At 58.5% G+C, this 11,931-nt stretch carries 10 protein-coding genes and 1 pseudogene; 2 read left to right on the top strand and 9 right to left on the bottom strand.

Annotation, left to right across the window (positions count from 1 at the left end):
• Nucleotides 1-32: 32 nt before the first annotated feature.
• Nucleotides 33-860 carry a TauD/TfdA family dioxygenase gene (locus N4R57_07090; protein ID UYV38789.1) on the top strand — a complete coding sequence of 276 codons (828 nt, stop codon included), beginning with the start codon at nucleotides 33-35 and terminating at the stop codon, nucleotides 858-860.
• Here the strand turns inward: N4R57_07090 and N4R57_07085 are convergent.
• The 4 genes and pseudogenes from N4R57_07085 to N4R57_07070 form a co-directional block, all read right to left on the bottom strand.
• Nucleotides 857-1,309 carry a GNAT family N-acetyltransferase gene (locus N4R57_07085; protein ID UYV38788.1) on the bottom strand — a complete coding sequence of 151 codons (453 nt, stop codon included), beginning with the start codon at nucleotides 1,307-1,309 and terminating at the stop codon, nucleotides 857-859. The genes N4R57_07090 and N4R57_07085 overlap by 4 nt on opposite strands.
• Before the next feature lie 23 nt (nucleotides 1,310-1,332).
• Nucleotides 1,333-3,152: pseudogene (locus N4R57_07080) on the bottom strand (ABC transporter ATP-binding protein/permease).
• A 72-nt stretch (nucleotides 3,153-3,224) separates the two neighbouring features.
• The gene (locus N4R57_07075; protein ID UYV38787.1) at nucleotides 3,225-4,298 is read right to left on the bottom strand and encodes a DUF2855 family protein; all 1,074 of its coding nucleotides are present in this window, start codon (nucleotides 4,296-4,298) and stop codon (nucleotides 3,225-3,227) included.
• Nucleotides 4,299-4,391: 93 nt separating this feature from the next.
• Nucleotides 4,392-5,822 (bottom strand): LysM peptidoglycan-binding domain-containing protein, encoded by a 1,431-nt coding sequence (locus N4R57_07070; GenBank protein UYV38786.1) that lies wholly within the window; start codon nucleotides 5,820-5,822, stop codon nucleotides 4,392-4,394.
• A gap of 108 nt (nucleotides 5,823-5,930) precedes the next feature.
• Between N4R57_07070 and N4R57_07065 the strand changes: the two genes are divergently transcribed.
• Nucleotides 5,931-6,506, top strand: a complete 576-nt coding sequence (locus N4R57_07065) for a TIGR00730 family Rossman fold protein (protein UYV38785.1) — start codon at nucleotides 5,931-5,933, stop codon at nucleotides 6,504-6,506.
• Nucleotides 6,507-6,678: 172 nt separating this feature from the next.
• Here the strand turns inward: N4R57_07065 and N4R57_07060 are convergent, their stop codons facing one another.
• From N4R57_07060 to N4R57_07040, 5 genes are all read right to left on the bottom strand, one after another.
• On the bottom strand, nucleotides 6,679-7,281 hold the full coding sequence (locus tag N4R57_07060) for a superoxide dismutase (protein UYV38784.1): 603 nt from the start codon (nucleotides 7,279-7,281) through the stop codon (nucleotides 6,679-6,681).
• A 126-nt stretch (nucleotides 7,282-7,407) separates the two neighbouring features.
• Nucleotides 7,408-7,839 (bottom strand): hypothetical protein, encoded by a 432-nt coding sequence (locus N4R57_07055; GenBank protein ID UYV38783.1) that lies wholly within the window; start codon nucleotides 7,837-7,839, stop codon nucleotides 7,408-7,410.
• 114 nt (nucleotides 7,840-7,953) lie between these two features.
• On the bottom strand, nucleotides 7,954-8,523 hold the full coding sequence (locus N4R57_07050) for a sarcosine oxidase subunit gamma (protein UYV38782.1): 570 nt from the start codon (nucleotides 8,521-8,523) through the stop codon (nucleotides 7,954-7,956).
• On the bottom strand, nucleotides 8,516-11,527 hold the full coding sequence (locus tag N4R57_07045; protein UYV38781.1) for a sarcosine oxidase subunit alpha family protein: 3,012 nt from the start codon (nucleotides 11,525-11,527) through the stop codon (nucleotides 8,516-8,518). Before N4R57_07045 ends, N4R57_07050 begins: the two co-directional genes overlap by 8 nt.
• Entirely contained in the window at nucleotides 11,524-11,853 is a 330-nt protein-coding gene (locus tag N4R57_07040) for a sarcosine oxidase subunit delta (protein UYV38780.1), read from the bottom strand. Before N4R57_07040 ends, N4R57_07045 begins: the two co-directional genes overlap by 4 nt.
• Nucleotides 11,854-11,931 lie beyond the last annotated feature (78 nt).

Raw genomic sequence — 11,931 nt, 5'->3', positions numbered from 1 at the left:
GCGGCGTCCACCGCATCAGCAAAGGTATGCACATGCAAATCAAGCGTTTGACCGGCCTTTTTGGAGCCGAGATATTCGACGCCGACATCCGCGACCCCACCCAATTCGACGCGTTGCGCGCTGCCTTCGCCGAACATTCTGTCATCACCATCCGCAATCAGAGCATCACCCCGGATGAGCACCTCGCCTTTGCCCGCCGCTTTGGCCCTATCAACGTCAACCGTTTCTTCAAAGCCCTCAACAGTCACCCGGAAGTTGCCCTCGTTTTGAAAGAAGCCGATCAAACCGGTGCAATTGGCGAAGAATGGCACACCGATCACGCCTATGACCTTGAGCCTGCCACCGGCTCAATCCTGCATGCCATCGACATCCCGCCCTATGGCGGCGACACCGTCTTTTGCTCCACCACTGCTGCCTATGACGCACTTTCCGACCGGTTCAAGCACATGCTTGAGGGGCTCTATGCCTGGCACAGCTCCCGCCATGTTTTCGGGGCCGAAGCAGCCGCCGCCGACAGCTCTCGCAGCGGTCGCCTGGGCAACGCCGAAAAGGCGACACAAGACGTGCTGCACCCGGTTGTCATCTGTCACCCGCTGTCCGGGCGCAAGTCGCTCTTTGTGAACCCACAGTTTACCACACACATCGACGGACTTACCTCGATCGAGTCCGACGCCATCCTCGGGGCGATATACGCCCATTGCCAAAAACCCGAGTTTCAAGCCCGCGTGCGATGGCAAAAGGGCGACGTCACGATGTGGGACAACCGCGCGACATGGCACAAAGCGATCAACGACTACCACGGCCACCGCCGCGAGATGCATCGCGTCACAATAGAAGGCTGTGCCCTTAGCCCGGCTTAACCGCTGGGCGCCAACACGTAATGTACAAATGGCGTCTTGCTTGCCAGCTTATCATAAAGAGCCCTCGCCGGTGCGTTATTTTCGGCGGTCAGCCAGTAAACTTTGCTCACCCCGCGCGCTTGAGCATGGGCGCCGACATGCTCGATCAAGGCCCGCCCCGCTCCTGTGCCACGCGTCTCAGGCAGCACATATAGATCGTTAAGGTAAACCTGATCCTCCACCATCCAGAAGCCGGCATGATAGAGAAAATTCACGATCCCCACGGCCTTGCCGTCACCGTCATGGGCAATCGCGGCGAACATGCCACGATCTCCGGCTATGATCCGCGCCCATGTTTGGCGCTGCACATCTTCTGATCGGCTGGTCTCGTAAAATTCCAGGTAAAGCTGCCAAAGCCGCCGCCAGTCATCCCAATCTTGCGGCCCCACCGGGCGCACTGTCACATTCATCTCGCTCACTCCCTTGATTGGGTTCAGGCCGCCTCTTCCTGCTCCGCCGCTTGACGCTGCCACAAGTTTGCATAACGCCCTTCACGCGTCAGCAGGTCGCTATGCGTCCCCTCTTCCACGATTTCACCCTTCTCTAACACGATAATCCGGTCAGCATCCGCAATCGTGCTTAGCCGATGCGCGATGGTGATGACCGTGCGCCCCTGCCCTGCACGCGCCAATGCGCCCTGAATCTCCTGTTCTGTCTCGGTATCAAGCGCGCTTGTCGCCTCATCCAAAAGCAAGATCGGCGGGTCTTTCAACAAGGTGCGGGCAATCCCCACACGCTGCTTCTCCCCCCGGAAAGCTTTAGTCCGCGCTCTCCCACCGTGGTGTCATAACCATCAGGCAGCCCTTCGATGAACTCGTGAATCTGCGCAGCCCGGGCCGCCTCGACGATGTCCTCATCGCTTGCGCCCGCGCGGCCATAGGCAATGTTATAGCGGATCGTATCATTGAACAGCACCGTGTCCTGCGGCACCACGCCGATGGACTCATGAAGGCTCTGCTGCGTCACATCGCGTACATCCTGACCGTCAATGCTCAGCGACCCGCCCTGCACATCATAGAAGCGAAACAACAACCGCCCAATGGTCGATTTCCCCGACCCTGACGAGCCGACAATCGCCACCGTCTGCCCCGCAGGCACCTCAAGCGATACACCTTTCAGAATGGCGCGGTCGGCCTCATACCCAAAGCGCACCTCGTCAAGACGCACTGTGCCACCCTCAACGCGCAGCGGCTTGGCTCCGGCTTTGTCTGCCACTTCCGAAGGCTGCTCCAAAAGATCAAACATCTCGCCCATATCGACCAATGCCTGCCGGATTTCCCGATACACGGTGCCCAGAAAATTGAGCGGCAAGGTGATCTGGATCATGTAGGCGTTCACCATCACGAAATCGCCCACCGTCAGTTGCCCTTGCTCAACCCCGATGGCCGCCAACACCATGACAGCGACCAAACCGCTGGTGATCAAGAACGACTGGCCGAAATTCAGAAACGCCAGCGAATACGCGGTCTTTAGCGCAGCGTTGGCGTATTTCTCCATCGCCCCGTCATAGCGTTTTGCCTCCCGCTCTTCGGCGCCAAAATACTTGACCGTTTCGAAATTAAGCAGGCTGTCGATGGCCTTCTGGTTGGCATCAGTGTCCTGATCGTTCATTTCGCGTCGCAGCTTCACCCGCCATTCCGTAACGGCAAAAGTGAACCAGACATAAAGCGCAATGGTCAAAGCAACAGCCGCCAGATACCACGCATCAAACAGCCAGAACAAAATCCCCGCTATCATCAGAAGTTCCAGCACCAGAGGCCCGATGCTAAACAGCAAGAACCGCAGCAGGAACTCGACCCCTTTGACGCCACGCTCGATCACCCGGCTCAAACCGCCGGTCTTGCGGGTGATGTGATATCGCATCGAAAGCGCGTGAATATGGCGGAACGTTTCCAACGCAAGCTTGCGCAGGGCACGCTGACCTACGGCTGCGAAAATCGCGTCACGCAGCTGCTGGAAACCGTTCGCCATCAACCGCGCCAACCCATAAGCAACAGTCAGCCCGACCGCGCCCAGCGCAAGCTCGCTCACCCCGTTATCGGCCAAGGCATCAACCGCCCATTTGTAGAGAATAGGCGTGCCTACCGCGACTATCTTGGCCAGCAACAGCGCCAGCATCGCAAACACCACACGGCGTTTCACCCAAGGGTGCTCTTGTGGCCAAAGATAAGGCGCCACCCGGCGGATCGTGCGCCAGCCGGAAATACGCTCATTCTTTAGATTGGCATCGCTGTAAGATCCGGCTCGCCGCATTCTGGCATCGTCCTCTGACTGCTCAAGTCGTCAGAGATAAGCCGCCATCGCCGGGATTGCCAGATACAACCGTCAATTCTTCAACCGGATCACATGCCCTTCACGCGGATCGGCCCGCCCTTGTGACAAATCGGAATAGACCGCCATTGCCGCCTCCAACCCATCATGCACCCGTAAATCGAGCCAGCTTTCGGCGTCCTGTGCAACCCGCTTCCATGCGGCGGTGATCTGCTGTTCGATAACGCCCGCCCCCCAATCCTCGCGCCGCTTAACGATCTGCGATGGTGCAAAGAAAAACTGTGGTTTCGGCCCCGGAAGACCCTCAACCCCGGTGAACTTGTCCCAGTGGCTCATGCCTACAGCAGTGGAGTATTTCAGGTGATCGGCAAGCCGCGTGTGCAGCGCCATCTTGACCTCCGAATTGCCCGCCATATCCACATAAACCGATGGCACCTGCTCCAGATCATCAATCTCGTCATAGGTTTTGACCGCATCGCAGGCCCCCAACGCCGCGACAAAGTCACGGTTCCCCTTAGAGGTCAGCCCAACGATCTGATAAGGCCGCTCCTCAGGCTCGGCCAGAAACTTGCACAGGCCCAATCCGGTCTTTGACGACGCGCTGCCTATGATAATCTGTTCTGCACCAAACCATGAATTGTCCGACAGCCAGTCAAACAAAAGATATGACGTCGCCAAAAGCGGCTGCAACAGGGCGCGCAGATAATCGTCTTTCTCTGTGCCATCGCGCACGGTGACATAGGTGTTGTAAACCACTGGCAAATCCGAGCGATGCGCTGCCATGTCTATGAACACACCTTCGCTCTGTGCTGCGGGCGCGATGACCAGCGTCTCGGCCATGGGATAGAACCCATATAGCCGCACACCCTCGCTCACGGCCTCACTTCGGCTCTCGACAACACGCGCCACGCCCCAAACCGGCACAATCCCCTGCCCTTCGCGCCCGGCCGGAAAGAACTGCCAATAGCCTATCTGGAACCCGGTCACGGCATAGGTAACGTTGTTCGTTGTCAGCGCAAAGCTCTCCAGCTTCAGCCGTACCTCTCCGTCGGCCAACTCCGCTTCGTCGCAATTGTTGATAACTGCCTTGGTAATATCGGCTTGGCTCACAAGAACGCGTTCGACCATCTGGCGTCTCCTTCTCCCATTGTCGCCTGACTATGCACGACAATCTTGGGTTTGGTACAACAGATGCGCCGTTACGTTCCGTCCCTTTCCAACTCACTCCTTTGGAAGATCAAACACCTGCCCCGGAAAAATCAGGTCCGGATCGCGGATACGGTCGCGATTGGCTTCATACAAGCGCACATAGAGCACCCCATCACCATAGGTGTCCTTGGCCAGCGCCCAAAGTGTATTACCCGGCTGCACCGTGATTGCCGTCACTTGCCCGGCCTTGACGACGACCTCCTGCGCCTCGCGCTTGAACGGTGTTTCCACCCGGCTTGTGACATTGCCCTCGGTATCAAGCTCATCCACACGAAGCGTGTAAACCCCGGTATCAACATTCGGCAGACCCGTGCGCCAATTGCCGTCCGCCGCAATACGCGACGTGGTGACTGGCTTGTTGTTAATGTAAATACGAACGAAACCGCTGCCCTTCGCGCGCCCTGCCAACTCGACCTCTCCCGCATCAGAATAGCTGATCGTGTCCAACGCAACGGCGCTCATAACGTCGGGCGCAGCGGCGGGCGGTTGAATCACACGCAAACCCTCGTTGCTTGCGATAACAACCGCAGGGACCGGCTGGGTCACTGGTTTTGGCGGCAATTGTTGCTGCGGTTGCGCCGGTTGCTGGTCCGGCTTGGACGGCGCCGCAACCAACGGCGCGACATCAACCTGCACCACGGGCGCTGGCACTTTTGCTGGTGCGCCTGCAATGTCTGGTGCCGGCGCCTTATTCTGTGTGCTGGCCTCGGCTTTTGCTGTCTTCGGTTGGACGGCCGCTGGCTGTTGTTTCTCTTCTGGCAAACTCGTCACCGGCGCACGCATAGTATCACTTGCAGGCTCGGATGTTTTCGACACCGGCGCTTTCGCGATTTCTCGAACAACCGGTCGAACCGGCGAAAGGATCGCGCTCTCTTCAGAATAGACCCAGTTCTCCCCGTTCATCGCAGCTTTAAGCCGGATCATTCTGGGGGCTTCCGACGGCGCCACCTCAAAGAAATAGGCGAAACTGCCATCGGCCTCTACGGCATGACGTCCAACGTTTTTCTTGTCTATTTCGACAATGACTTCCGCCCCCGGCTCCGCCTTTCCTGCGACAGTGACGCTACCGCCCGGCTCTACGCGCACAAGGTCGATCCGCGGCGGAGTCATCACGACCACCTTGCTGTCGGATGGTTCGGTTGGTGCCGAAATCGCGGGCTTTGACACCGGAGGCACAACAGCCGCTTTTTCACTCTCACCCGATGCCTTAATTTCAGCCTTCGGTTGCTGCGGTTTTGGCTCCTGCACGATCGGTTTCTCAACTTTCGATCCAACCGAAGCCTTCGGGGCTGGCGCCTCCGCCTCAGGCAGATTGCCATTCCCCGGCTCCGGCTTACCGTCAAACACCCCGGCAATCCACGCTCCGCCTACAACCACTACAAACGCCGCGACAAGCCTCAAACCCCATGCTTGCACCGCCGTCAGACCATTCGATGTGTTCATCTGTCACCTTTCCCTCCGCGCCATCGCATCCCCGCACGGTTGAGCCTACTTATCAACAAGGATAACACCGGTCAAAACACGTCGTCCCCCAAAATGCGGAGCCTGCCCATGCCCCCCCACCAACCCACACCTTCCATTTGTGTCTATTGCGGCTCACGCGCCGGCGCTTCCCCTTCTTATTTGGAAGCCGCCACAAGCTTCGGTCAAGGCCTTGCCAACCGCCACTGGCGATTGGTCTATGGCGCAGGCGATGTCGGCCTGATGGGCGCAGTCGCGCGCGCAGCGCAGGCGGCTGGCGGCGATACATTTGGCGTCATCCCGACCCACCTGTTGCAGCTCGAAGTCGGCAAACGCGACCTCACCAGCTTCATCGTGACCGAAAACATGCATGAGCGCAAAAAGGTCATGTATATGAACGCCAACGCCGTTGTTGTTTTGCCCGGCGGTGCTGGCTCGCTTGATGAGTTTTTTGAAATCCTGACCTGGGCGCAACTCGGCTTGCACGACAAACCGATCATCCTGATCAACATCGAAGGCTATTGGGGCCCGCTGGTCACGCTGATTGATCACACCATCACCCAAGGTTTCGCCGATCCTTCCCTGCGCAAGCTTTTCTCGGTCGCAGACACCCCCGCCGCCGCTTTCGCAACACTGGAAACCGCCTTCCAATCCCCTTCAACCTAAGCCTTCAACCGCTTCATCTTGCCCTAAATACTCCGGGGGTATGGGGGCTGGCCCCCATCACTGATTGTGTATGAGGGCTATCCACACGTCCTCCCCTGCCAACACTTCCGAAAACGCAAACGGCCGCCCCAATACAGGAGCGGCCGTCAACATTAACTTCTTTGCAGTCAGATTACTTCATCCGACCAGCAACGTTTTCCCAATTCACCAAATTGTTCAGGAAATTGTCCAAATATGCTGGACGCTTGTTGCGGAAATCGATGTAGTAGGAATGCTCCCACACATCGCAACCCAAAAGCGCGGTCTGGCCAAAGCAGAGCGGGTTCACGCCATTTTCGGTTTTGGTCACCGCCAGCGACCCGTCGCTGTTCTGAACCAACCATGCCCAGCCCGAGCCAAACTGCCCCGCACCAGCAGCGGCAAATTGCGATTTAAACTCATCAACCGAGCCGAAGCTCTCGCTCAGCGCCTTTTCCAGCGCACCAGGCATGCCGGTATCGCCCGGGCCCATCATCTCCCAGAACTGGTTGTGGTTCCACAACTGGCTGATGTTGTTGAAAATTCCGTTCTGCGCCACGGCGGATTTGTCATAAGTGCCGACAATGATCTCTTCGAGGCTCTTGCCGTCCCATTCGGTGCCCTCAATCGCCTTGTTGCCGTTTGTGACATAGGCGTTGTGGTGCAGGTCGTGGTGGTATTCCAGCGTCTCGGCGCTCATGCCTTTCGCGGCCAGCGCGTCGTGGGCGTAAGGAAGATCAGGAAGTTCGAATGCCATGGGTAGGCCCCCTTTTTGTTCGCAGTGTTTACTCACCACACAAATGGGGGTCTCGGCGGGGAAAGGTCAAGGGCAGGTCACAGGGTTTCCCGGAATTTCGCCGAACAAGCTGACAACCGACACAGGCTACTTCACCTGACGGCACCGCCCTCGCGCGCCGGGAAGCGGGTCATGCCCGCCGGGCTGCGCGCGTACATCGAACTGCCCACTCTTGCGCAGGTAGGTTCCACGATACCGCAGATAGCTTGCGCTTTGGTCAATTGCGCCCGACACCCCATGCAGCTCCCACTTAAAAACGAGACTGTTGGCATCGTCGCGCGTCACCCGCGCCAGAAGTGGCTCGCCAACAAACCGTTTGATCCAGCTGTCATAGATCGACACATTCGCCGCGCCGTCCTTGTATCTGATGACATAACTCTTAGAGAGCGCCGCGCCATCCTGCACCTGCGCTAAGTCACAGCGGAGCGACAAATCCGCTGCATGCAACGGGGCCGCGACTCCAACAGTGAACAAACCCACTGCCGCGATTCTCTTTGCTGCCTTGATTGCGTCAAGCATCACGCGCCCTTTCCGTTTCAACCATCAGATCATAGCTGACTATCCCCTTAAAGCAGGAGACATGTCTATGGCCATATGACCATGGAAGCACGCGGGCGGTCGATCCGGTCTGGCTCACGCCAGATGCCCGACCTCGCTTCCATCCGCCGCAGCCGCGCAAAGCAAATCAAAAACATATTGCCCAACCGACCGGAAGCACATCACGCGAAACCCCTCCGCCCCCTCCATCCAGAGAGCCGCCGGAACCTGCGCAATGCGCGAGCGACGGACCGCCCCCTCGCCAAACGCATCTTTCGACAGATCGACAGGGAAAAGCTTGGCCAGCACATCGCGCGCCTGCGACCCGCTCACTTCAAACACCGCCCGTGCGTCCGACACATTCACAGCAAGCGAATGCACGCCGGTTAACGCCTTATCCAAAGCTGCAACCTCTGCATCCGCCTCCTCATGTGGCAAGGCCAGCAGAAACTCATCCGGCGACATCCAGATCAGCGCCTTGCCTCCCTTGCGATTAATCGCGCGCTGGCCGGGCAAACCCATACCACAGACCTTCTTGACCGCTGTGGCAAAGGTTTTTTCGTCTGCGTTGCCACGCAGGGTGATCATGCCAATCAACCCAACCTCTTCAACCTTGGCAATCCCGTCAAACCGGGCACCCGCGACTGCACTCTTAGGATCAGACATTCTGCTTCTCCCCATCTTTGTCATAGAACACCGGGTCCACGATCCGGGCAGAATAGGTCTTGCCATCCGTACCGGGGAAATCGATCACTTCGCCCATCCGCTCCGGCCCATGCAGCACCAACCCCATCGCGATGCCTTTGTTGAGCGTCGGACTAAAATAGGTCGAAGTCACACGCCCTTGCATCTTGCGCTGCCCGTTGGCGTTTTCACCTTCTGCAACGGCATAGGCACCATCAGGCAAGACCGACCCGTCCACGGTTTCCAAACCGACAAGCCGCCAGCGATCAGGGTCCGTCATGTGGGAACGTGCCTGCGCGCGCTTGCCCAAATAGTCCTCTTTTTTCTTTGAAAGCGCCCAGTGCAGTCCAAGGTCCTGCGGGATCACTGTGCCATCGGTCTCATCACCGATCATGATGAAGCCCTTTTCGGCCCGCATCACATGCAAGGCTTCGGTCCCGTATGGGGTCACGCCATACTCACCTCCTACGGCAAGCAACATTCCCCACAAAGCGCGGCCTTGGCTGGCAGGCACAGCGATTTCGTAACTTAACTCTCCCGAGAATGAAATTCGGAACACCCGCGCTTGAACGCCGCTTAGCTTTATATCTTTCCACGCCATAAACGGCAGCGCCTCAGCACTCAGATCCTCATCTGTCATCTGTTCCAGAGCCTTGCGGGCATTCGGGCCGACAAGGGCAATCTGCGCCCATTGCTCGGTTACATTCGCGGCATAAACCTTCCAGTCCCACCATTCGGTCTGAAGCCATTCTTCCATATGGGCATGAATGCGCTCGGCCCCGCCGGTGGTGGTGTGACACAGGAACGTCTCTTCATCCAGCCGCGCAACAACACCATCATCCATCAAGAACCCGTTTTCACTACACATCAGCCCATAACGGCATTTGCCCGGTTTCAAGGTGCTCATCATATTGGTGTAGAGCATGTCGAGGAACTTGCCCGCGTCCGGCCCTTTCACAATCAATTTGCCGAGCGTGGACGCGTCGAGCAACCCAAGGCTCTCGCGCGTGGCGCGCACTTCGCGGGCCACTGCATCGCCATGGCTTTCACCGGTCTTGGGATAGCAATAAGGCCGCCGCCAATGGCCAACGGGTTCCCAATGGGCACCGGCCTCTTCGTGCCAGTCTTGCATCGGTGTGCGCCGCAACGGCTGGAATATCTCGCCGCGTGCCTCACCTCCAATCGCCCCCATGGAGATCGGTGTGTATGGCGGTCGAAAGGTCGTTGTGCCTGTTTGCGGAATAGGTTGACCCAACGCATCAGAAAGAATCGCCAGGCCATTGATATTACTCAACTTGCCCTGATCTGTTGCCATCCCAAGTGTCGTATACCGCTTGGTGTGCTCTACGCTTTCATAGCCCTCTTTCGCGGCCAACTGCACATCGCTTACTTTAACGTCGTTCTGGTAATCCAGCCACGCTTTCATGCGCAGCTTCGGCCCCGCACCCTGCGGCATAAGCCATACAGGCTCCATCACCGCCTCGGACTCCGCTTCCGCCACAGGTGCCGCGCTGCCCTTGGTTTTGTGACCCGTCTCCCATGCCGCGCGTGCGCCAACTTCGACCGCATCGCTGACAATCGCACCCAGCGTCAGCTCACCATTTGCCGCCCCTGCCGCCAAGACGAAACCTTCACCATCCGCGCCCAACGGCGGCCTGCCACCATCGGGGCGGAAATGCGCTTGGGTCTCGTCCCAATTCAGCTTGCCCCCGCAATGCGACCACAAATGCACAACCGGCGACCATCCGCCCGACATCGCCACCGCGTCACAGGCGATTTCTTCAAGAACCGCGCCCTCGCCCGCCTGCGCACAGATCGCCACGCCGGTGACGCGCTTTTTGCCCAGAACCTTGGCAATCCCTTTGCCATTTTCCACGCGAATACCAAGCGCGCGCGCAGCATCGGCCAAGGCCCCACCACCCGCCGCCCGCGCATCCAAAATCACCGGCACGGCAAGCCCGGCTTTCTTCACCGCTATCGCCGTGCGATAGGCATCGTCATTGATGGTTACAACGACCACACGGTCGCCCGCGCTTACGCCATAGTCCACGATGTAATCGCGCAGAGCAGAGGCCAGCATCACCCCCGGAATGTCATTCCCGGCAAAGCTCAAAGGACGCTCAATCGCCCCTGTCGTCGTCACGATCCGCCCGGCGCGAATGCGCCACAAGCGGTGGCGCGGGCCTGCCTCCTCCGGGCAATGGTCGCGCAGCCGCTCATAGCCAAGCACATAGCCATGGTCGTAAACTCCCGCCCCCATCATCCGGGTGCGAAGCGTGACATTCCCCATCGCACCAAGCTCAGCCACCAAAGCGTCAACGCATTCCGCCACGGGTTTGCCGTCAACCTCGCCACCATCCACCGGCGCCCGCCCGCCCCAATGGGCGGTCTGCTCCATCAGCAACACTTTGGCGCCGGCCTCGCCAGCCGCTTTCGCTGCCAGAAGCCCGGCCACCCCGCCGCCAATCACCACAACGTCGTAGAACGCATAGGTGTGTTCATAGGTGTCAACATCGCGATCCTTCGGCACCCGGCCCAGCCCGGCAGATTGGCGCACGATCGGCTCGTAAATATGCTTCCACGCCACGCGCGGAAACATGAACGTCTTGTAATAAAAACCAGCCGGGAAGAACCGCGCCAGCCGGTTGTTGATCGCACCCACATCGAAATTGAGACTGGGCCAGTGATTCTGGCTACTCGCGCTCAATCCGTTGAACAGCTCCGTTGTTGTGGCACGTTGGTTCGGCTCAAACCGGCCCCCCTCGCCCACACCCATCAAGGCATTCGGCTCTTCGGCCCCGCTCGCCACCACGCCGCGCGGACGGTGATATTTGAACGACCGGCCCATCATCATCTGATCATTCGCCAAAAGCGCCGCCGCAAGGGTGTCGCCCGCAAACCCGTTCATCTCGGTGCCGTTAAAGCTGAAGCTGACCCGCTTGGCGCGGTCGATCCGCCGCCCCCCGTTTGCAAGACGCGTGCTCATGCAAAATCCCTCCAGCGCCATCCCGGCCGCTTGGCCGTTATCTTGTCTCTGATGTCTTTGGGCGGCTCGGTTGTCTGCGCACTATAGCTGCCAAACACCTCAAGCGTGGCCGTGCAGCGCGCCACATGAAACCAATTGCCACAGCCGTTTACATGCCGCCAACGCTCAAAATGCACGCCTTTTGGGTTTTCCTTGGCAAATAGGTAATCATGAAACTCGTCATCATTCGATCCGGGGCCAAACCGCTTGATATGCGCCTCACCACCACCATGAAATTCGGATTCTTCTGATTTGACGCCGCAATAGGGGCATTCCAGGATCAGCATGTCGTCATACTCCAACGGTCCTGCGTTATCGTCTTGAAACACGAAAAACGGGCAGGCACGCCATCGCGCCCACCCGAA

The organism is Rhodobacteraceae bacterium D3-12 (genome assembly GCA_025916135.1).
In the GTDB taxonomy this organism is placed as follows: Bacteria; Pseudomonadota; Alphaproteobacteria; order Rhodobacterales; family Rhodobacteraceae; genus JAKGBX01.
The sequence above is the reverse complement of the archived record's forward strand: the minus strand, read 5'-3'. Positions and strand labels throughout refer to the sequence as shown.

What these genes read in the sequence shown, in the direction of transcription:
- N4R57_07090 (UYV38789.1), top strand. Translation starts at nt 33, where the DNA reads ATGCAAATCAAGCGTTTGACCGGCCTTTTTGGAGCCGAGATATTCGAC.
- N4R57_07085 (UYV38788.1), bottom strand. Translation starts at nt 1,309, where the DNA reads ATGAATGTGACAGTGCGCCCGGTGGGGCCGCAAGATTGGGATGACTGG.
- N4R57_07075 (UYV38787.1), bottom strand. Translation starts at nt 4,298, where the DNA reads ATGGTCGAACGCGTTCTTGTGAGCCAAGCCGATATTACCAAGGCAGTT.
- N4R57_07070 (UYV38786.1), bottom strand. Translation starts at nt 5,822, where the DNA reads ATGAACACATCGAATGGTCTGACGGCGGTGCAAGCATGGGGTTTGAGG.
- N4R57_07065 (UYV38785.1), top strand. Translation starts at nt 5,931, where the DNA reads ATGCCCCCCCACCAACCCACACCTTCCATTTGTGTCTATTGCGGCTCA.
- N4R57_07060 (UYV38784.1), bottom strand. Translation starts at nt 7,281, where the DNA reads ATGGCATTCGAACTTCCTGATCTTCCTTACGCCCACGACGCGCTGGCC.
- N4R57_07055 (UYV38783.1), bottom strand. Translation starts at nt 7,839, where the DNA reads ATGCTTGACGCAATCAAGGCAGCAAAGAGAATCGCGGCAGTGGGTTTG.
- N4R57_07050 (UYV38782.1), bottom strand. Translation starts at nt 8,523, where the DNA reads ATGTCTGATCCTAAGAGTGCAGTCGCGGGTGCCCGGTTTGACGGGATT.
- N4R57_07045 (UYV38781.1), bottom strand. Translation starts at nt 11,527, where the DNA reads ATGAGCACGCGTCTTGCAAACGGGGGGCGGCGGATCGACCGCGCCAAG.
- N4R57_07040 (UYV38780.1), bottom strand. Translation starts at nt 11,853, where the DNA reads ATGCTGATCCTGGAATGCCCCTATTGCGGCGTCAAATCAGAAGAATCC.